This is a genomic window from Litoreibacter ponti (genome assembly GCF_003054285.1).
Classification (GTDB): Bacteria; Pseudomonadota; Alphaproteobacteria; order Rhodobacterales; family Rhodobacteraceae; genus Litoreibacter; species Litoreibacter ponti.
On sequence record NZ_QBKS01000002.1, the window covers coordinates 606758 to 628179 of the forward strand.

Genomic DNA, 21422 nt, shown 5'->3' on the forward strand with positions numbered 1-21422 from the left:
CGCATCAGTGATCGCGCCGCTTGGACAGGTAGTCATCGGTCGTGCGCACCTTGGGTCGCTCGCCTTGGGCGAACGGGTTGTTCTCGGAATGGAACTGCGCATTGATCCGGCAGGTATCGCACATCTGGATCATGCGCGCGGCGTCTGACGTGGCGAACATCGAATGCTTGCCCGCGAGCTTTTCCATGATGCGGTCGATGGTCGATTGCACCCCGAACAGCGCGCCGCATTCGACGCATTCGGCGGGGGCTTCCTCGTGCACGACCTTCTGGGTGAAGGCGGCGTCGGTCAGGTCCATCTGCGGCTTCAGGGTGATCGCGTCCTCGGGGCAGATGTTGGTGCACAGGCCGCATTGCAGGCAGGCGTCTTCCTGGAACCGCAGCTGCGGCATGTCGGGATTGTCGCCCAGCGCGCCGGAGGGGCAGAGCGACACGCAGGACAGGCACAACGTGCAGCTGTCTTGATCCACGACCACTGCGCCGTAGGGCGCGTTTGCGGGCAGCGTCAGAGTTTCTGCGTTTGGGTTCAATGTCTTGGCCGACAGCCGCGCGACCTGACGGCGGGTGCCCATGGGCAGGATCGGCTCTGGAATCGCCTGCGCGTCGGGCTGGTCATAGAGCAGATCACAGAGCGCGTCGGGCTCTTGGGGCTCGAGCAGGCGGAGCTTGCCCGCGCCGCCCAATGCCTCGGCCAGAGCCAGTTGCGGATCGAGCGCGTCGCGCTCGGTCTTGGGGCTGAGCAGCAGGTCGACCTGGGCGAACCCGGAGGCCAGCGCGGCGAGCATTTCGGCATGGCCGATACCCGACAGCGCGTCGACTTCCAGCGGGATCACATCGGCGGGCAGACCGCGCGAGAAGCGCGCGGCGAGCGCGATCATCTCGCGGCCATGGCTGTCGTCATGGATCAGCAGGCGCGGGTTCGCGCCACCCGCTTTGCGGAAGGCGGAAGCGAGCGTCTGGATGCGGCGGAAGAGCGTGTCGACCGGCGGCGCGTCGTAGCTGATGGCACCAGACGGGCAGACGGCGGCGCAGGAGCCGCAGCCCGCGCAGATCATCGGGTCAATCGCGACATGCTCGCCCGCAGACGTAATCGCGCCGGTCGGGCAAACGCCCAAGCAGTTGGAACAGGCGGGCTTTTCGGCGCGGGAATGGGCGCAGAGCGGCTCTTCGAGGCGGACGTAGAGCGGCTTTTCGAAAGTGCCTACCATTTGCGACGCGGCCAAGACGGCGGAGGCCACCGCGCCGATGCTGCCGGGGTCGGCGCGCAGGTAGCCGTCGCGCTTATCAGGAGCCGGGAACAGCGCCGTGCCGCCGGTCAGATCAAGGATCAGATCGCATTGGGTGCGCGCGCCGTCCTTGGGTTCGGTAAACGCGAGCGGGCCGCGCCCGCCGGGGATTGGCTGCTGCAACTGGTCGAGGCGCAGCTCAAACGCGCCGAAGCTGCCGCTGGCCTGCTTCAGCCGGCCCAGGATGATGTCAAAGCCGCGCTCGAACTCGGGCAATTCGCCTTCGGTGATCAGGACCGTGACGCTGAGGGTTTCAGCAAGATCGGCGGCGGCTTTCAACGCGACATCGGCCGGTCCCATGATCAGGCACATGCCTTCGGAGACCACGTCGAGGGTCTTCGCGGTGGGCACATCCAGCATCGCCTCGGCGGTCAGGGCGGCCATTTTGGGCAGTTTCGGGGCGGGATCATCGCTCCATCCGGCCCGGTCGCGCAGGTCGAGGAAGGCGGGCTCAGGGGCCTCGATCTCGGCCGCGAGTGTCTCGAACAGGGCGCGTTCCTGCTGGCATGCGATGACGACCTCGCCCCCCGCGATGGCGGCTGCGGCGGCATCGACTTGGGTGGTGCACAGGCCGGTATGCACCTTCGAGCAGGCCAATCCGGCGGCATCGGACAGACCGTCGGAGTCGATAGATTGGGACCCCATACAGTCGCACAAAATCAATGACTTAGCCATATCTGACGTCCTCCCCAACGCGGCTCCCCAGTCGGCCACGCGCGGCACAGGAAGGCACGTTTTCGACCGGTCGTAAACCGGGATTTTTCCGCAAGCCGCGTCGGAGTGCGCCAATTTCGGGGTGGCATAAATGGTGTGATTCCCGGGTCGCGTCGCGCACGGGGCGCAAGGGCAAAAGGTCAATTTGTCCTCGGTCGACAATGGCATGCAATTGGGCTGCCCAAATTGTCCGCGCGTCTGCCAAAGATGCGGGCAGCCTGAAAAAGTGCTTCGCGTGGAGCGAATCCTGACGCAAGCTGGGCACACGTCTTGCCGCTTTGGGAGGAGCCTTGACCATCACCGATCAAATTCGCCAATCCATGCCGCTGGGCGTGGTCCTGCGCAAAAGCCCCGGGGTGACCCGCTGGGCTGCGTGGAATTGGCGTGCGGTGGCCGTGATGCCGGGCGCAGGCCCCGCCGCCTGGCGCGAGCTGCGCCGCGACGGTGACACGGTTGAATTTCACGCAGCGACGGTCCCGCTTGAACTGCACCGCGCGGATGCGGAAGCCTACCTTCAGGGGCTCAGCTCCGCGGTGCCGTCGATCTACGTCGTGATGCGGGAAGCCGAGGGGCCAGAGGCGTTGCAGGTCCTGCTGGCGACCGCCTCGCCCTTTGAGGGCCAGGATTACGCGGACACCTCCGAGGACATTGTCGAGAAAGTGCCGATGCCGCCCGGGTTGATCGCCTGGGTGCGCGAATTTGCCGAGGCGCATCACGAAGAGGAAGTCTTCGTCAAGCGCCGCCGCAACAAAGCCCGCACGGACCAGGTCGAGGACGGCAAGGGCGACGCCCGCATCCGCCAGACCAGCGACGTCTTCCGCGCGCCGCGCAAGGTGCTGCAATGAGCCGGGTCGCAGACAAGAGCGATTTCTGGTCCCGCCGCAAGGCGCGGGTCGAGGCCGAACAGGCCGCCGAGGCCAAGGCGCAAGAGGCCGTCGCGCTGGAACAGGCCGAAGCCGAGAAGACCGATGACGAGTTGTTGGCCGAGCTGGGCCTGCCCGAGCCCGAAAGCCTTGAGACGGGTGATGATTTCTCCGCCTTCATGGCCAAGACAGTGCCGCAGCGGCTGCGCACCCGCGCGCTGCGCAAGCTGTGGCTGACGAACCCGACGCTCGCCAATCTCGATGAGCTGGTCGATTACGGGCAGGACTTCACCGACAGCGCGATGGCGGTCGAGAACATTCAGACCGCCTATCAGGTGGGCAAGGGCATGCTGACTCATGTTCAGAAGATGGCCGAGCAGGCGCTTGGCACGGACGAGCCGGAGATGGCTGAGCCTGAAGAGGTGCTGGAGGTGGCTGAGACCGCGCCGGAAGAGGCCCCGGTCGAGATGGCCGCCGCACCCGAGCCTGAGAGCGACACTGAACACGATGACTATGCGCCCGCGCCCCGGCGGCGGATGCGCTTTGACTTTGACGACGCCGCGACGGCGTAAGGAATTGAGATAGAAATGACCATGACCGCAGACGCCCCTATCGAAGTCAGTGCCGAGGACCGGCTGCGCGCGGACCTTTACAACTATCTGGGCCTGATCCTGGCGCGGCCCGCCGACCAGATGCTGCTGGACCAGACCGCGGGCTTGTCGGGCGATGACACCGATCTTGGCCGTGCGATTGCGGCGCTGGCGCGGGTGGCAAAAGTCAGCAAACCCAAGAGCGTGGAGAGCGAGTTCAACGCGCTGTTCATCGGGCTGGGGCGCGGCGAGCTGCTGCCCTATGCGAGCTACTACCTGACGGGATTCCTCAACGAGAAGCCGCTGGCGGCGCTGCGCCGGGATATGGCCGCGCGTGCGATCACGCGGGCGCAGAATGTCTATGAGCCGGAGGACAACATCGCCTCGCTCATGGAGATGATGGGCGGGATGATCGTGGGCCGCTTTGGCGAGCCGGCCTCGCTGGACGCCCAGAAGACGTTCTTCAACAAGCATATCGGCCCCTGGGCCACGCATTTCTATTCGGATTTGGAAGCCGCGAAAAACTCGGTTCTCTATGCCTCTGTCGGCGCTGTCGGCAAAGCGTTCATGGAGATCGAGAAAGAGGGCTTTCGGATGAGCGCGGGCTAAGCCGCCCGCACCAAACGGCGGGGATGCCCGCCACAACCAAGGAAGGGAGACATCCCATGACCAAGAAGACCGAGGATGGCGCAAGCCGCCGCGATTTTCTGAAACTGGCAGGCACCGCAGCGCCTGCTGCCGTGGCCGCAGTGGCCGCCGGTGGCACCGCCGCTCAGGCCCAGCCGGTCGATCTGACATCGGAGACGATGCAGGACACCGCGCACACGCGCGCATATCTCGACAGCGCCCGCTTCTAGGACGCCGTCACCACCCCTGACGCGACTGGTTGCGTGACGCCCGACTGCCGATGGACCCGAAATCGACCCAGCCACCCTCAAGAGGTGGCGCCAAGGGAGGAACTACAATGCTTAGGAAAAAGACCAACGGGGTTGCGCGACGCCCCCAGCGGACCTCGATCCTGTCCGAAGCGGCCAACGCCGCAGTGGACCGCCGCGCGTTTCTGCGTGGCTCCGGCCTGGCCATCGGTGGCCTTGCCGCAATTGCCGCCACGGGCGGCTCTGTAACACAAGCGACGGCGCAATCCGCCGCGGCGGGTGCCGTTGAGACCGTGAAATCGGTCTGCACCCACTGCTCGGTCGGCTGCACCGTGATTGCCGAGGTGCAAGACGGCGTCTGGACGGGCCAGGAGCCCGGCTGGGACAGCCCCTTCAACCTGGGCGCCCACTGCGCCAAGGGCGCCGCGGTCCGCGAGCACGCCCATGGCGAGCGCCGCCTCAAGTACCCGATGAAGAAAGAGGGTGGTGAGTGGAAGCGCATCAGCTGGGATCAGGCGATCAACGAGATCGGCGACGGCATGATGAAGATCCGCGACGAGAGCGGGCCTGACTCGGTCTACTGGCTCGGCTCCGCCAAGCACAACAACGAGCAGGCCTACCTGTTCCGCAAGTTCGCAGGCTACTGGGGGACGAACAACGTCGACCACCAGGCGCGGATTTGTCACTCCACCACCGTGGCCGGCGTGGCGAACACATGGGGCTACGGCGCCATGACGAACAGCTACAACGATATCCACAACTCCAAGGCGATCTTCATCATCGGCGGCAACCCGGCCGAGGCGCACCCCGTCTCGCTGCTGCACCTGCTGAAGGCCAAGGAGCAGCAAAACGCCCCAGTCATCGTGTGCGACCCGCGCTTCACGCGCACCGCCGCCCACGCCGACGAGTATGTCCGGTTCCGCCCGGGCTCCGACGTGGCGCTGGTCTGGGGCATTCTCTACCACATCTTCGAGAATGGCTGGGAAGACAAAGAGTTCATCCGCACCCGCGTGTGGGGCATGGACCAGATCAAGGACGAGGTCGCCAAGTGGACGCCTGAAGAGGTCGAGCGTGTGACGGAAGTCCCCGGCTCGCAGCTCAAGCGGGTCGCCCGGACGCTGGCCAACAACCGCCCCGGCACCGTGATCTGGTGCATGGGTGGCACCCAGCACACCAACGGCAACAACAACACGCGTGCCTACTGCATCCTGCAGCTGGCCCTTGGCAACATGGGCACCGCTGGCGGCGGCACCAACATCTTCCGCGGCCACGACAACGTGCAAGGCGCCACGGACCTTGGCGTGCTGTCCCACACCCTGCCCGGCTACTACGGCCTGACAGCGGGCTCCTGGGCCCACTGGGCGCGCGTCTGGGGCGAGGACATTGATTGGCTGAAGGGCCAGTTCGCGGTCACCAAAGGCGCCGACGGCAAGGACAAGCCGCTGATGAACGAGACCGGCATCCCGGTGTCGCGCTGGATCGACGGCGTTCTGGAAGACCCGGAGAACATGGACAACCCCAACAAGGTGCGCGCCATGGTGTTCTGGGGCCACGCGCCCAACTCGCAGACCCGCATGAAAGAGATGAAGACCGCGATGGAGCAGCTGGACATGCTGGTCGTCGTCGATCCTTATCCCACCGTGTCGGCTGTGATGCAGGACCGGGAGGACGGCGTCTACCTGCTGCCCGCCTGTACCCAGTTCGAGACCCGCGGCTCCGTCACGGCCTCCAACCGCTCCATCCAGTGGCGCGACAAGGTCGTCGAACCGCTGTTCGAGAGCCTGCCGGACGAGGTCATCATGGCCAAGTTCGCCAACAAGTTCGGCTGGGCCGACCGCTTCTTCCGCAACATCGAGATGGAAGATGCCGAGACCCCGAACGTGGAAAGCATCACCCGGGAGTTCAACTCGGGCATGTGGACCGTGGGCTACACCGGCCAGTCGCCGGAGCGCATCAAGCTGCACATGGCCAACCAGCACACGTTCGACCGGACGACGCTGCAGGCCGTGGGTGGTCCCGCCGATGGCGACTACTACGGGATGCCGTGGCCCTGCTGGGGCACGCCCGAGATGAAGCACCCCGGCACGCCGAACCTCTATGACATGTCCAAGCCCGTCTCCGAGGGCGGCCTGACCTTCCGCGCCCGCTTCGGCGTGGAGCGGGATGGGGACAATCTGCTGGCCGAAGGGGTGTACTCCGCAGGCTCGGAAATTCAGGATGGCTATCCTGAGTTCACCATGCAGATGCTCATGGACCTTGGCTGGGACGGCGATCTCACCGATGACGAGCGCGCAGCGATCGACGCGGTGGCCGGTCCCAAGACCAACTGGAAGACCGACCTTTCGGGCGGCATCCAGCGGGTGGCCATCAAGCATGAGTGTGCGCCGTTTGGCAACGCCAAGGCGCGGGCCGTGGTGTGGACCTTCCCGGATCCGGTGCCGGTGCACCGCGAGCCGCTCTACACCAACCGCCGCGACCTTGTGGCCGACTACCCGACATACGAGGACCGCAAGTTCTACCGCTTGCCGACCATGTATGCCTCCATCCAGAAGAACGACTTCTCCAAGGATTATCCCATGATCCTGACGTCGGGACGCCTGGTGGAATACGAGGGTGGCGGCGACGAGACGCGCTCCAACCCGTGGCTGGCTGAGCTTCAGCAGGACATGTTCGTCGAGATCAACCCGCGGGACGCCAACAACCTTGGCGTACGGGACGGCGCACAGGTCTGGGTCGAAGGCCCGGAGGGCGGCAAGGTCAAGGTTATGGCCATGGTCACCAACCGGGTGGGCGAAGGCGTGGCCTTCATGCCCTTCCACTTCGGCGGCCACTTCGAGGGACGCGACCTGCGGGAGAACTACCCCGACGGCGCCGACCCGTATGTTCTGGGCGAGAGCACCAACACCGCTCAGACCTATGGCTACGATTCAGTAACCCAGATGCAGGAGACGAAAGCCACTCTCTGCAAAATCTGGACAGCGTGAGGAGGAACGATAATGGCAAGAGCAAAGTTCCTGGTCGACGCCGAGCGCTGCATTGAATGCAACGCCTGTGTGACGGCCTGTAAAAACGAGCATGAGGTGCCATGGGGCATCAACCGGCGCAAGGTCGTCACCATCAATGATGGTGACCCGGGCGAGCGGTCGATCTCCGTGGCCTGCATGCACTGCTCCGATGCACCTTGTATGGCGGTCTGCCCAACGGACTGCTTCTACCAGAACGAGGAAGGGGTGGTTCTGCACTCCAAGGACCTCTGCATCGGCTGCGGCTACTGCTTCTACGCGTGCCCGTTCGGCGCGCCGCAGTACCCGCAGGCTGGCAACTTCGGCTCCCGGGGCAAGATGGACAAATGTACCTTCTGCGCCGGCGGCCCGGAGGAGACCCACTCCACCGCCGAGTTCGCCAAGTATGGCCGCAACCGGATCGCTGAGGGCAAGCTGCCCATCTGCGCCGAAATGTGCGCCACCAAGGCCCTGCTGGCCGGTGACGGCGACGTGGTCTCCGGCATCTACCGCGAGCGCGTGGTGGCCCGGGGCTTCGGGTCGGGCGCCTGGGGCTGGGGTTCGGCCTATGGCAACCGCGAAGGCTAAGGCCCTGCCGTGATACGCAATTCGGGAGGGCGGCTCTGCGGGGCCGCCCTCTCGCGCTCAGACCTCGACCAACTCGGCCCGACCTAAAAGGATAGACGCCATGCTGCGCCGGTTTTTGACCCTGATCCTGACCATCCAACTTCTGGCCGTCGCCCCTGCCGCCGTCTCGGCGCAGGAGGCTGACGCCCCCGCACAACCTGTCGACCGCTCCGCCACCGGCGGCGCGCAGACGCTCGAAGACATTCTGGCCCGCCAGCGCGGCGAGGTCGTGGACGACACGTTCCGCCGCGAAGACGATGGCCGAGACGCGACCATGCCCAATGTCGGTGCCCTTGGCACGCTGGGCGGCGCCTCTGACCCCGAACTGTGGCGCGCGCTGCGCTATGACAGCGCCAACATCTCATCCACAGCCCGCGGCCCCGCCGCCACGACCCTGATGCAGGATGGCGGCATGTGGTGGCTGGAGTTCCGCCAAGGCCCGCTGCGCGAATACGGCGCGTATCTGCTGGGCGGCACCTTGCTGCTACTGGCCCTGTTCTACCTGATCCGCGGGCGCATCCGCATCGACGGCGAGAAGACCGGCCGCACGATCACGCGCTTCCAGGCCGTCGAGCGCTTCGGGCATTGGCTGCTGGCGGGCTCGTTCCTACTGCTGGCCGCGACCGGCCTGCTGACGCTGTTTGGCCGCGTGGCGATCATCCCGCTGCTGGGCCACGAGGCCTTCGCGCCGATGGCGGTGGCGTCCAAATGGGTACACAACAACGTCTCCTGGGCCTTCATGGTGGCGCTGGTGATGATCTTCGTGATGTGGGTCGTGCATAATCTGCCCGACCGCACCGACATCAACTGGCTGCTGAAAGGCGGCGGCATCTTCACCAAGGGCCACCCGCCCGCCAAGAAGTTCAACGCGGGCCAGAAGCTGATCTTCTGGTCGGTGATCGTCTTCGGCGCGTCGATCTCGGCCTCGGGCCTGTCGCTGCTGTTCCCGTTCGAGCTGCCGATGTTCGCCCTCACCTTCGAGAAGCTCAACGCCCTTGGCCTGCCGCAGCTGGTGGGGCTCGGCGAGCTGAACACCGTGCTCGCGCCCCACGAAGAGATGCAATACGCGCAGCTGTGGCACTCGATCATGAGCTTCGTGCTGATCGCGATCATCTTCGCCCATATCTATATCGGCTCCATCGGGATGGAGGGCGCATCGGACGCCATGACCTCTGGCGAAGTCGAGGAGCAGTGGGCGCGCGAGCACCACTCGCTCTGGGTCGACGAGGTGAAAGCCAAAGAAACGCAAGCGCCCAAAGGCGCGACCCCCGCCGAGTAGATGCGCGCGCTGCTTGCAGCCTGCGTGTTGGCCATGCCGGGCATGGCCCCGGCGGGCGACTTCTTCACGCTCAAGGGCCATGGCGGCCCGATCATGGATATCGCGGTCTCGCCCACGGGTCAGATCGCGACGGCAAGCTTCGACAATTCCGTCGGGGTCTGGGACGGCAAGACCCCGCGCTGGCTGGAAGGCCACCGCGCGGCGGTCAACGCGGTGCGCTTCATGGGCGGCTTCGCGGTGTCGGCAGGCGACGATTTCGCCTTGGAGCTGTGGGATCTCGCCACCGGAGACGAGACCCGGCTGGAGGGCCACAGGGGCAAGGTCATGGCGCTGGACGTGGCCCCCGATGGCACGATCGCGTCCGCCTCGTGGGACGGGACGGTGGGGCTATGGAAGGATGGCGCGCCGCGCTTTCTGGAAGGCCATGCGCAGGGCGTAAACGATGTGGTGTTCCGCGCGGATGGTCAGACGCTCTATTCCGCCTCCGCCGATGGCACGATCCGCATCTGGGACGTGGCCGAGGGCGCGGAGACGCAGCTGCTTTTGCGCCACGGCTTTGGCGTCAACGAGATGATCCTGACGGAAAGCTGGCTCGCCTATGGCGCGGTGGACGGGGTCACGCGGGTCATTGATCCGGTGACGGGCGACAAGATCGCGGATTTCTCGCTCGACCGGCGGCCCATTCTGGCGATGGCGGTCAGCCCCGACGAGAGCCGCATCGCCGTGGGCGACGGCGAAGGGTTCATCATGGTGATCGACACGACCACGTGGAAGATCGAGCGCGATTTTCGCGCCACCGCCCGCGGGCCGGTCTGGGCGCTGGCCTTCTCGCCCGATGGTGAGAATATCCATGCGGGCGGGCTGGATGATGTGATGTATTCCTGGCCCATCGAGACGATGGACCAGCACGGGCAGATGACCACGGGCGCGCGGACCTTTCTGGAAGACCCCGCGACGCTGCCCAATGGCGAGCGGCAGTTCAAACGCAAATGTTCTGTTTGCCATACGCTGACGCCGTCGAGCGCGCGGCGGGCGGGGCCGACGCTCTATAACCTGTTTGGCCGCCGCGCGGGCACGGTGGAGGATTACCGCTACTCGCCCATCCTGACGGGCTCTGATATCATCTGGGACGAGGACAGCATCGACGCGCTGTTTGACGAGGGCCCGGACCACTACATTCCCGGCTCCAACATGCCGATGCAGCGCATCGTCAAGCGCACGGACCGGGACGACCTTGTGGCCTATCTGAAAAAAGCCACCAAACCCGAAGGGGGAAATTGAGATGAAGGTGATGTTTGCGGCCTTTGCGGCCATCGCGGTGATCGCCGTTGGGGCAAATTTCGCACTGAACAACATGGGCTTCTCGGCGGAAGAAAGCACCACGAGCTCGTCCGTGCGGCTGGGCGACTAGGCATGGGCGAGCGCGCGCTCAGCGCGGTTCCGCCGCCCAGCGAGTTCGGCGAGAGCCTGGCGCAAGCGTCGATCCTGGTGGTCGATGATGAGCCCGGGATGCGCAACTTCCTGGTCAAGACGCTCGCGCCGCGGGTGCGGCGGGTGGAAGAGGCCAGCAACTCCGCCGAGGCCAGCGCGCGGCTGGATGAGGGACATTTCGATCTGGTCGTGCTCGACAACATCATGCCCGACGAGAAGGGGCTGGATTGGCTGCGCGCGCAACGCAAGATCGGGCTGTATGCCGATGCGATCCTGATCACCGCCTATGCCGATCTGGAAACCGCGATCGCCGCGCTACGGGCAGGCGCCACGGATTTCGTGCTGAAGCCGTTTCGCGCCAACCAGATCCTGAACGCCGTGGCCCGGGCGCTGGACCGCAAGAACCTGCGACGCGAGAACTATTTGCTGCGCCACGAGCTGCTGAATGAGGAAACGTCTGCGGCGCGAGGTCGACTGCTTGGCAATTCCGACGGGATCAGCCGCGTCCGCGCGATGATCGACAAGCTGGCGCCCCTGCCGACCACCGTGCTGTTCACCGGCGCGTCTGGCACGGGCAAGGAGATCGCCGCGCGCAATCTGCATGCGCAATCGGACCGGGCGGACAAACCGTTCGTGCCGATCAACTGCGCCGCGATCTCGCCCGACCGGATCGCGGAAGAGTTGTTCGGCACCGTCGAGGCGGGTGCGCCGCGCAAGGATGGGCTTTTGTTCTACGCCGATGGCGGCACGCTGTTTCTGGACGAGGTGGCGCAGCTGCCCGAGCAGGTGCAGGCGATGCTCTTGCGGGTGCTGGAAGACCGCCGGGTGCGCCCGATTGGGTCCGAGCGCGAGGTCCATGTGGACCTGCGCTTCCTATTTGCCACCAATGCGGATCTGGGCGCCGAGGTCGACGCGGGCAAGTTCCGCGCCGATCTGTACCACCGCATCAATGTGGTGAATGTGCAGATGCCTTTGCTACAGGATCGGCAGGGCGATGTGGTGGAGCTGGCCGCGATGTTCATGCGCCAGATCTCGAAAGCGCTTGGCATGCCCGCGCTGGAGCTCAACGATGCCGTGCTCTTGAAGCTCAACCGCTACGGCTGGCCCGGCAATGTGCGCGAGCTGCGCAATCTAATTGAACGCTCGGTCATTTTGGGAGCATTCCCGCCGGAGTTCTCCGGCGAGGGTCGGATGGCGGAGCAACCCGCGATGGAGACGTTGGAGATGGTCGAGCAGCGCCATATCATGCAGATGCTCGATCAAGTGGGCGGCAATCGCGCCGAGGCCGCCCGGCGGCTGGGCGTGTCGCGCAAGACCATTGATCGCAAATGCGCGGCCTGGGGCGTGTGACGTGATCCAAAAGAGCGGCTTCGCCGCGCGTGATCCATATATGCTCTTGGGAGGTTTCACCTCCCGCCGCACGGGCATCCCACCAGAGTATTTCTGACCAAATGGAGAACAAGGGCCTTCAGGCCTTTGGAAGGGAGACCGAGAATTCGGCGCCCCCTTCTGGGGCATTTCGGGCGGAGATTGTACCGCCTGCCCGTTGGATCAGGGTCTGGCTGATCGACAGGCCCAGCCCGGTGCCACCGCCGCGTTTCGTGGTGAAGAAGGGATCGAAAATCTCGGAGAGTTTATCCTCGGGAATGCCGGGGCCGCTGTCGCGGACGCGCAGGATGACCTGACCTGCCTGCTCCGACAGAGACAGATGCAGCAGGCCGGGCTGGCCTTCCATCGCCTGCAAGCCGTTCATCATCAGGTTGATGACCACCTGTTGCAGCTCGCCGGGGTTGATGCGCACGGGAGCTGTCTTGGTCAGATCCATCTCGATGCGAGCGTGATCGCGGGAGACGGCGTGGTCGACCAGCACGCGGCAATCCTCGACCACCTGCGCCACGTCCACGGCCTCTGCATCGGCGCCGAACTCGGACGGGCGCGCGAATTGCAGCAGCTTGCCGACGATGGCGTTGATGCGGGAGACCTGCTGGTCGATCAGGGTCAGCTCTGTCTCCACCTCGGCCCCCTGCCCGCCCAGCGTGGCGCGGACCACATCGACATTGCCCTGGATCACGGCGATGGGGTTGTTGATCTCATGGGCGACGCCCGCGGTGATCTCGCCGATGGAGGCGAGCTTTTCGGACAGGACCAGCTGCTGGAATGTCGCCTCGAGCTTCTTGTTGGCGTCGCGCAGCTCGGCTGTGCGGGCATCGACGCGGTCGTTGAGCTCATCCGCCGAGGCGCGCAGCTTGCGGTCGCGTTCCTGCACCTGATCGAGCAGCGTGTCGAGGTGGCGGGCGACCTCGCCGATCTCGTCGCGCGTGCCAACCCGTCCGATGCGAGCACCCAGATCGCCCTCTTCGACCTTTTGCATCGTGTCGCTCATCCGCTCGAGCGGCGCGAAGACGCCGCGAGCGAGCCAGAGGAAGAGCGGCACGGAGACCAGCAACAGCGCCAGCACCGAGGCAATGATCGTCAGATAGGCTGCGCGTTTCGAAGCGGCAAAAGGCGCCTCCAGAAAGCCGACATAGAGCATGCCCACCCGCGTGCCGAAACTGTCGGTGATCGGCAGATAGCCGGAGATGTACCAATCGTTGACCACGAAGGCGCGGTCGAGCCACGTCTGCCCCTGGTCCAGCACGGCATTGCGGACGACGGCCGAGACCCGCGTGCCAAGGGCGCGCACGTCTTCGAACAGGCGGACATTGGTGGAGATGCGCACGTCTTCGAGAAACAGCGTCGCCGTGCCTTGCCGGATATCGGTGCCGTCGCTTTGGTAGACCAGCGTGTTGATCGTGTCGATGAAGCCGAGGTTGCGGTTCAGCAGGGTTCCCCCGACCAGCGCCCCTTTCTGCCCGGCGGTGCGGACGGGCGTGGCGGAATGCACGACCATGCCGCGATCCTCGACCGTGCGGTCAGTCTGCACGGCGGCCTCTGTCGGGATCAGCTGGATCGTGGTGCGGGCGGGCAGCGCGAGGGAGAGGGCCGCCAGCGCGTCGAGGGTGAAGATATCCACCTCTGTGCGGGATAGCCCGTCGAGCGCATCGGCGATAATGGGCCACGCGTTGATCGACGCGCGCGCCGCATCGGCTGGCACAAAGCGCAGGAAGTCGAGGCCGAGACGTTCGCGCTCGCGCTCAAGGAACGCCTCCGTGCGACCGTCCTCGAGCGCGCGGCGCAGATCGTCGGAGCGAGCGACGCCGCGCAGCTCCGTCTCGGTATTGGCGAGGATGCGCTGCAGGTATTGCTCTGCGATGCGCAGGTCGGAGGCGACGTTTTCGATCAGGATCGCATCGAAGCGGGCGGACCAGCGGCTGAGCCCGACGCCAAGCATAACCGGTAGTAGGACGAGCAAAGGCAGCAACGCCAGAAACAGCAGGCGCACGCGGACGGATGTGAGGACCGCGCTCATCTAGGTCGCGCTCAGGAAGTCGGGGTGGATCGTTCCGGGCTGCGCCGCCTCGATCAGGTCGAGGATATCGCTGACGGGCAAGCCGAACGCCTGCGCGATGGCGCGCTTGTAGGGCGGCATATTGGTGCATTCGAGCAGGATATGCCGCGTACGGTCGGTGATGTGGGGGCGGAGGGTGGCGATCAGCTCAAGCTGGGCCCGGTCGGGGTCGAGATGCGCCAGATCGCCCTCTATCACTTGGCGCAGGTGGGTGCCGGGGGCGAGGCCCACGATTGAGGACGCAAAGCGCGGGTCAGGCAGGTGGGCGGCGTTGAGCTTGTCCGGGTCGAAGGTGCAGATCAGCAGCTCGTTTGGCGACAGATCGAGCGTCGGCAACGCCATCAGGGCGGAGCTGATAAAGTGGCGGTCGAGCGCGTCGGCGATGGTGCTTTGCCAATAGCTGAGAAAGCCGCAGGAGGTGGTGATCAGCTGGCCTTGCGCCGCCTGCGCGGCCTGCACGAAAGGCGCAATATCGATCCTGGCGGGGTCTGATGTGACGATCCGCGCCACCGCAGCACCTGGGATTTTGACGATCTCGGGCGCGGCGCGGTAGGTCCCGACGCAACCAATATCGCCGGGGATGCGCGGGAAGGTCGTGTCGAGCTGCAAGACCGTCAGCGCGGGGGTCATCCCGGGGATTGGCGGATGTTGTTGGGCAGCCATGTCGCAAGCTCCGGCCAGATCACCAAGATCACCACCATCAGCAGCATCAGGCCGACCATGGGAATGGCGGTTTTCGAGATATAGCTGATCTCGTGGCGGGTCATGCCCTGAAGCACGAAGAGGTTGAAGCCGATGGGCGGCGTCACCTGCGCCATTTCGACCACCACGACGATGAAGATGCCGAACCAGATCACGTCGATGCCGGCCTGACGGATCATTGGCTCGACGATGGCCATAGTCAGCACCACGGACGAGATGCCGTCGAGGAACATGCCGAGGATAATATAGAACACCGTCAGCGCCGCGATGAGCGTGATGGGGGACAGGTTCATCTCGTCGATCCATGCGGCGAGTGCGCGTGGTAATCCGGTGAAGCCCATCGACAGCGACAGGAAGGCCGCGCCCATCAGGATCAGCGCGATCATGGCAGAGGTGCGCGTGGCGCCCATAAGGCTTGCGCCGAAGGTTTCCAACGTCAGGGAGCGTTGAAACGCGGCCAGCGTCAGGGAGCCGAGCACGCCGACGGCGGCGGCCTCGGTCGCGGTAGCCCAGCCGAAATACATCGAGCCGATGACCGCGAAGACCAGCAGCAAAACCGGGATCAGGAAGCGGCTTTCGGCCAGCATCTCGCCCAGCGACATGGACGGCTCGGGCGCGGGGCGCTGACCCGGTTTGATGAAATGCCAGGCGATGATGTAGGACATGAACAGACCCGCCAGCACGAGGCCGGGGATGATGCCCGCCATGAACAGCTTGATGATGCTCTCATTGATCGAGACGCCGTAGACGATCAGCGTCAGGGATGGCGGGATCATCAGGCCCAGCGTGGCCGCCCCCGCGAGCGTGCCTACGATCATGTATTCGGGGTAGCCGCGCGCGCGCAGCTCCGGGATCGACATCTTGCCCACCGTGGTCAGCGTGGCCGCTGATGAGCCGGAGACGGCAGCGAAGATCGTGCAGCCAGCGATGTTCGTGTGCAGCAGGCCGCCGGGCAGCCAGCGCATCCACGGTGCGAGGCCGCGGAACATGTCTTGGCTCAGCCGGGTGCGGTAGAGGATTTCGCCCATCCAGATGAACAGCGGCAAGGCGGTGAGCGTCCAGCTGGAGGACGAGGTCCAGATCATGGTGATCATCGCGTCGCCTGCGGGGCGGGAGGTGAAGAGCTCCAACCCGACCCATGCCACGCCCATGAGCGCGAGACCGATCCAGATGGAGCTGCCGAGCAGCGCGAACAGGACGAAGAGGAAGACGATCGTGGCGTAGGCTTCGGTCATTCGACGGCCTCCGCTTCGATGGGATTTCTGCCGGTGATCAGCATCCGGTAGAGCGTGTCCCACAGCGCCACGGCCAGCAGTACGGTGCCGATGGACATGGCAAGCTGTGGCACCCAGACGGGGGTGTAGACCAGCTCTGACGTGCTTTCAGACATCGCCGCGCCCCATTCGCCGGGGGCGCGGGCGGGCAGGCTGAGCAGTGTGACCAGCCATTCGGGGATCTGGTCCTGGCCTTGCGTGCGGTCATTGAGCATCTCGGAGAAGATGTTGGTCTTGATGGCGTAGCGCGCGAAATAGGTCGCGATCACCGCCGCGCCGAACACGGCGAAGACGTCGAGCCAGCGGTGCAGAAACGGATGGATGTTCAACAGGATCGACACGCGGATATGCGCGCCGCGGGTCAGCGCGTGGGCCAGCGCGAAGAAGGATGTCGCGGCCATGGCGTAGCCTGCGAACTCTGTCGTGCCGGGCAAGGCGACGCTGGTCCAGCGGGCCACCATGCCCGCCACGATCAGCGCGAGGATCGTGCACATGAAGAAGGCCGCGACCATGCCGGACGCGAAATACAGCCCATCCAGCAGCCGCCACAGCGGGCGCAACACGCGCTCAAGCCGGGGGCCTGCGATCAGGCAGGCAATGGCGATTAGGCTGGGAAAGACAAACAGCCATGCCCAAAGCGGCAGGCCAAGGACCGGGGACCAGTCGCGCATCAGATCATGTCCTTAGAAAGAGGATCGGCCAGCCCCGCGTGAGGCTGGCCGCGCCAGATTAGTTGGCGTTGTAGGCGTCGAGGATCGCCTGGCCGTCAGCCCCGGCTTCCTCAAGCCACTGGGCCGTCATCTTCTCGCCGATCGTTTCGAGCTCTGCGAGGAAGTCCGGACCGGCGTCCTCAACGGTCATGCCGTTCTTGGCGAGTTCCTCGAAGTAGAAATCCGACAGCTCGGCAGATCTGGCGGCACAGCTCTCGGCCGTCTCGTCGGCGGCTTTCTGCATGCCGGCGCGCACCTCGTCAGACAGCCCTTCCCACGCTTGGGTGTTGACCATCACGTAGTTGCGCGGCAGCCAGGCGTTGACCTTGTAGTAGTGGGTCAGATGCTCCCACACCTTGCGGTCGTAACCGGTGGAGCCTGACGAGATGAAGGCCGACGCCACACCGGTGGCCAGCGCCTGAGACAGCTCGGCGGCTTCGATCTGAACGGGGATCATGCCCAGCTCTTCAGCGAAAGTGGCCGTCGCGGAGTTGTAGGAGCGGAACTTGACGCCTTGGGTGTCAGCGGAGCTGTTGACCTCTTTGGCAAAATAGAAGCCCTGACCCGGCCACGGGCAGGTGTAGAGCGCCACGAGGTTCAGATCGGCCAGCTGCGCGTTGACCTTGTCGCGGGCGGCTTCCCACAGCTTGGCATTCTCTTCGTAGCTGGTTGCGATGAACGGCAGGTTGTCCCAGCCCAGCAGCGGGGCCTCGTTGGCATGGGCAGACATGAAGCGCTCGCCGATATTGACCTGACCGGTCTGGATCGCGCGCTTGATGTCGCCGCCGCCAAACAGCGAGCCGCCGGGATGCACGGTGATGTTGATCGCGCCGTCGGTGTATTCGGCCACCTTCTCGGCAAAGATAACGCCCTGTTCAGAGTGGAAGTTGGTGGCCGCATAGGCCATCGGCATGTCCCAGTTCTGCGCGTGGCCGTCGGCGAAGGCCGCTGTGGCCGCGAGCGCGGAGGCTGCGAAAGTTGCAGTGAATTTCATGGAGTTCTCCCAGGTTGGCAGTCACCGCGCTTTGGCGGCATATTTTTGCGGGTCGAACGGGGAAAGATCCATATTGGGGGCCTCCCCCCGCACGAGGTCCGCGATGATCCGACCCGTTTTGGGCCCACCTGTCAACCCAACGTGCTGATGACCGAAGGCGGAATAACTGCGCCCCTGCGCGGTGTTGGCGCCGATCAGGGGCAAACTGTCAGCGGGCGCAGGGCGGTGGCCCATCCATTCGACGATCCGGTCATAGGTGATGCCGGGTAGCAATTTCGCCGCCTCGCGCTTCATCAGATCGAGCGGCGCGCGGCTTGCGCCTGCGTCGAGCCCGCCGAACTCGATGACGCCCGCCAGCCTGATGCGGCCCTCCATGGGCGTCATCACGAACTTGCCGGAAGCGACCATCATCGGGTTTTTTGGCATCTGGGACGGGTTCACCAGCTCGATGTGATAGCCGCGCTCGCTTTCAAAGGGGACGGTCACACCCAGCTTGTGGGCGATGGCCTTTGACCACGGCCCCAGCGCGAAAACGATGGTGTCGGCGCGCATCTCGCCCTGATCGGTCACGAGGGCCGTGATGTCGCCGCCGTCCATTTCGAGGTCCTCGATGGTTGCGAGTTTCAGCGTGCCGCCCTGATCCACAAAGTGATCGGCCAGCGCCTTCACATATGCGCCGGGGTCAGAGATGCGGCCATGGTTCTTGCAGCGCACGACCACCTCGAAGGCGTCGCCAAAGATCGGGTCGGTGGCGTGATACTCTGCGCCATCGACCACCTCGAACACGACGCCCGCGGCGCGGCGCTTGGACCAGGCGTAGGCGTCGGCCTCGAACATCGCGCGGGTCTGGTAGCCGAAGCAGTAATCCTCCAGCCCGATGAACTTTTCCGCGCCTGTGCCCTTTGCCAGGGCAAGATGCTGATCGACGCTGTCATGCAACAGCGAGCCCATAGCGCGCCCGTAGAGGTCCACATGCGCGTCCGTGGCATAGGACATGTACCGGCGCAGAAAGGGCAGAAGCTTCGGCAGGTACGACCAGCGCAGGAAAAGCGGCGCATTGCGATCGAACAGCATGCCCGGCGCCTTGCGCAGAAGCCCCGGAACGGTGACCGGCACCACCGCCCCCGCGGCCAGCACGCCCGCATTGCCGTGGCTGGTGCCAGAGGCCGGGCCCGCCCGGTCCACGATAGTGACGTCAAACCCCGCGCGCTGCAGCCAGATGGCGCAGGACACGCCGACGATCCCTGCGCCCGCCACGATGACCTTTTTCATGCGCTCCCCCTTCAGATGCGGCCAACCCTCGTGAATCGCGCGCGCTCATTCAACCACGAAAAAGGGCGCCCCACTTGAAGTGGGGCGCCCTTCTTTGTTCTTGTAAGAGACGACTTACTCCAGATCGAAGCGGTCGTTCTCCATCACCTTGACCCAGGCGGCCACGAAGTCCGTGACGAACTTCTCTTCCGCATCAGAAGCCGCGTACACTTCCGTCAACGCGCGCAGCTGCGAGTTGGAGCCGAAGATCAGGTCCACGCCGGTGGCGGTGTACTTGGTCTCGCCGGTGGCGCGGTCGGTGCCCTCGTAGGCGTTGTCGCCCGTGGGCGCCCACTTGATGCGCAGGTCCAGCAGGGTCTTGAAGAAGTCCCGGTTCAGCGTGCCCGGCGCGTCGGTAAAGATGCCGTTCTGCGAGCCGTCGGCATTGGTACCGATGGAGCGCAGACCACCGACCAGCACCGTCATTTCAGGCGCGGACAGTCCAAGGAAGTTGGCCCGCTCGACCAGAAGCTCGGGCGCCTCCCGCAGATGCGGGCCTTTGAGGTAGTTGCGGAAGCCGTCAAAGGTCGGCTCCAGCGGCGCGAAGCTGTCGGCATCGGTCATCTCGTCCGTCGCGTCGCCCCGGCCCGGGGTGAACGGCACGGTGATGTCATGCCCGGTCTCCTTGGCCGCAAGCTCGACGCCTACGCCACCGGCCAGAACGATCACATCCGCGAGCGACACGGGCTTGCCGAAGTCGCCGCGCACCTGCTCGAGCTTGTCGAGGATGCCTGCCAGCTCTGCCGGGCGGTTGACCTCCCAGTCCTTTTGCGGTGCGAGGCGGATGCGGGCGCCGTTGGCCCCGCCGCGCATATCGGTCTGGCGGTAGGTCGCGGCAGAGGCCCAAGCGGTCTGCACCATGTCCGCCACCGAGATACCGGAGGCCGCGATGTGGTTCTTCAGCTCGGCCACATCCGCATCCGACAGGGTGTAATCGGGCGTGGGGATCGGGTCCTGCCACAACTCGGGCTCGGCCGGAACTTCCTTGCCCAGACCACGCACGTAGGGGCCCATGTCGCGGTGGCACAGCTTGTACCAGGCGCGGGCGAAGGCGCGGCCGAACTCCTCGGGGTTCTCATGGAAGCGCTTTGATATCTTGTTGTAGGCCGGGTCCTCGCGCAGGGCGAGGTCGGTGGTGAACATCACCGGCGCGTGGCTTTTGTCGGGGTTGTGGGCGTCCGGCACGGTGCCTTTGGCCTCCGGGTTCTTTGGGGTCCACTGATGCGCGCCCGCGGGGCTTTTGGTCAGCTCCCAATCGTAGTTGAACAGGTTGTCGAAGTAGCTGTTGTCCCACGCAATCGGATTGTTGGTCCACGCACCTTCAAGGCCGGACGAGATCGTGTCCTCGCCGTTGCCGATCCCGTGCTTGGAGATCCAGCCCATACCCATCGCTTCCATCGGGGCGCCCTCTGGCTCCGGCCCGACATTGCTGTCCGGGGCCGCGCCATGGGCCTTTCCGAAGGTGTGACCACCGGCGATCAGCGCGACGGTCTCTTCGTCGTTCATCGCCATCCGGCCAAAGGTCTCGCGAATGTCGCGGGCAGAAGCGCGCGGGTCCGGGTTGCCGTTGGGGCCTTCAGGGTTGACGTAGATCAGACCCATCTGCACGGCGCCCAGATGGCCTTCCAGCTCGCGGTCGCCACTGTAGCGCTCGTCGGCGAGCCACTCGCCCTCGGGGCCCCAGTAGATGTCCTCTTCCGGCTCCCAGATATCGGCACGGCCCCCGGCGAAACCGAACGTCTCCAGCCCCATGCTCTCGATCGCGACATTGCCGGTCAGGATCATCAGGTCGGCCCAGGACAGATTCTGGCCGTACTTCTCCTTGATCGGCCAAAGCAGCTGGCGCGCCTTGTCGAGGTTGACGTTGTCGGGCCAGCTGTTGAGCGGCGCAAAGCGCTGCGATCCGGCCCCCGCGCCGCCGCGACCATCACCGATGCGGTAGGTGCCGGCGGAGTGCCATGCCATGCGAATGAAGAACGGGCCGTAGTGGCCGTAATCGGCGGGCCACCATTCCTGACTGTCGGTCATCAGGGCGCGCAGGTCCTCTTTCACTGCGTCGAGATCAAGCTCCAGAAATGCTTCGCGGTAGTCGAAATCGTTGCCCAGCGGGTTGCCGCGCGGATTATTCTGGTGCAGCGGCTTCAGGCTCAGCTGGTTCGGCCACCAGCGGTGGTTCGCGGTTGTGCCGACGCTGCTGTGCTTGTGCGCGCCACCCATGACTGGGCATTTGCCTACCTTTTCGACGGGTCCGTCCATGGTGATCTCCGATCCTGATTGGGTGAATGTGGAATGGTTCTAAGGTGACATACCAACCGCG

The 21422-nt window shown here is 65.0% G+C and carries 18 protein-coding genes; 10 read left to right on the top strand and 8 right to left on the bottom strand.

Features of this window, described 5'->3' with window-relative positions:
* Positions 1-4: 4 nt before the first annotated feature.
* Complete coding sequence (locus tag C8N43_RS16900) at positions 5-1960, bottom strand: 4Fe-4S binding protein (protein WP_107846916.1); 1956 nt, start codon at positions 1958-1960, stop codon at positions 5-7.
* A gap of 359 nt (positions 1961-2319) precedes the next feature.
* Between C8N43_RS16900 and C8N43_RS16905 the strand changes: the two genes are divergently transcribed.
* The 10 genes from C8N43_RS16905 (at position 2320) to C8N43_RS16945 (ending at position 12016) form a co-directional block, all read left to right on the top strand.
* A complete protein-coding gene (locus C8N43_RS16905) occupies positions 2320-2844 on the top strand; it encodes a DUF3305 domain-containing protein (RefSeq protein ID WP_107847335.1) in 525 nt (174 codons plus the stop codon).
* Positions 2841-3434: a DUF3306 domain-containing protein gene (locus tag C8N43_RS16910; protein ID WP_107846917.1), complete on the top strand. Its 594-nt coding sequence runs from the start codon at positions 2841-2843 to the stop codon at positions 3432-3434. The genes C8N43_RS16905 and C8N43_RS16910 overlap by 4 nt, the downstream gene beginning before the upstream one ends.
* A gap of 15 nt (positions 3435-3449) precedes the next feature.
* Positions 3450-4061 carry a TorD/DmsD family molecular chaperone gene (locus C8N43_RS16915; protein ID WP_425437085.1) on the top strand — a complete coding sequence of 204 codons (612 nt, stop codon included), beginning with the start codon at positions 3450-3452 and terminating at the stop codon, positions 4059-4061.
* Positions 4062-4117: 56 nt separating this feature from the next.
* Positions 4118-4309 (top strand): twin-arginine translocation pathway signal protein, encoded by a 192-nt coding sequence (locus C8N43_RS16920; RefSeq protein WP_107846918.1) that lies wholly within the window; start codon positions 4118-4120, stop codon positions 4307-4309.
* A 107-nt stretch (positions 4310-4416) separates the two neighbouring features.
* Positions 4417-7311, top strand: a complete 2895-nt coding sequence (locus tag C8N43_RS16925) for a formate dehydrogenase subunit alpha (protein ID WP_107846919.1) — start codon at positions 4417-4419, stop codon at positions 7309-7311.
* Positions 7312-7323: 12 nt separating this feature from the next.
* Positions 7324-7917, top strand: coding sequence for a formate dehydrogenase FDH3 subunit beta (fdh3B, locus tag C8N43_RS16930; protein ID WP_107846920.1), 594 nt, complete (start codon positions 7324-7326; stop codon positions 7915-7917).
* A 100-nt stretch (positions 7918-8017) separates the two neighbouring features.
* A complete protein-coding gene (locus C8N43_RS16935; RefSeq protein ID WP_107846921.1) occupies positions 8018-9235 on the top strand; it encodes a formate dehydrogenase subunit gamma in 1218 nt (405 codons plus the stop codon).
* The gene (locus C8N43_RS16940; protein WP_107846922.1) at positions 9236-10516 is read left to right on the top strand and encodes a c-type cytochrome; all 1281 of its coding nucleotides are present in this window, start codon (positions 9236-9238) and stop codon (positions 10514-10516) included. It begins immediately after the preceding gene.
* A 1-nt stretch (position 10517) separates the two neighbouring features.
* A complete protein-coding gene (locus C8N43_RS19915) occupies positions 10518-10646 on the top strand; it encodes a hypothetical protein (protein WP_281257890.1) in 129 nt (42 codons plus the stop codon).
* A gap of 2 nt (positions 10647-10648) precedes the next feature.
* Positions 10649-12016, top strand: coding sequence for a sigma-54-dependent transcriptional regulator (locus tag C8N43_RS16945; protein WP_107846923.1), 1368 nt, complete (start codon positions 10649-10651; stop codon positions 12014-12016).
* Between the two features lie 118 nt (positions 12017-12134).
* Here C8N43_RS16945 and C8N43_RS16950 read toward each other — a convergent pair whose 3' ends face one another.
* From C8N43_RS16950 to katG, 7 genes are all read right to left on the bottom strand, one after another.
* Complete coding sequence (locus C8N43_RS16950; protein WP_107846924.1) at positions 12135-14075, bottom strand: sensor histidine kinase; 1941 nt, start codon at positions 14073-14075, stop codon at positions 12135-12137.
* The gene (locus C8N43_RS16955; RefSeq protein ID WP_245913067.1) at positions 14076-14777 is read right to left on the bottom strand and encodes an aspartate/glutamate racemase family protein; all 702 of its coding nucleotides are present in this window, start codon (positions 14775-14777) and stop codon (positions 14076-14078) included.
* Positions 14741-16051 (bottom strand): TRAP transporter large permease, encoded by a 1311-nt coding sequence (locus C8N43_RS16960; RefSeq protein WP_107846926.1) that lies wholly within the window; start codon positions 16049-16051, stop codon positions 14741-14743. The genes C8N43_RS16955 and C8N43_RS16960 overlap by 37 nt, the downstream gene beginning before the upstream one ends.
* The gene (locus C8N43_RS16965) at positions 16048-16761 is read right to left on the bottom strand and encodes a TRAP transporter small permease (protein ID WP_107846927.1); all 714 of its coding nucleotides are present in this window, start codon (positions 16759-16761) and stop codon (positions 16048-16050) included. Before C8N43_RS16965 ends, C8N43_RS16960 begins: the two co-directional genes overlap by 4 nt.
* Before the next feature lie 58 nt (positions 16762-16819).
* A complete protein-coding gene (locus C8N43_RS16970) occupies positions 16820-17794 on the bottom strand; it encodes a TRAP transporter substrate-binding protein (protein ID WP_107846928.1) in 975 nt (324 codons plus the stop codon).
* Between the two features lie 21 nt (positions 17795-17815).
* Complete coding sequence (locus tag C8N43_RS16975; RefSeq protein ID WP_107846929.1) at positions 17816-19066, bottom strand: NAD(P)/FAD-dependent oxidoreductase; 1251 nt, start codon at positions 19064-19066, stop codon at positions 17816-17818.
* Positions 19067-19180: 114 nt separating this feature from the next.
* The gene (gene katG, locus C8N43_RS16980) at positions 19181-21361 is read right to left on the bottom strand and encodes a catalase/peroxidase HPI (protein WP_107846930.1); all 2181 of its coding nucleotides are present in this window, start codon (positions 21359-21361) and stop codon (positions 19181-19183) included.
* Positions 21362-21422: the final 61 nt, after the last annotated feature.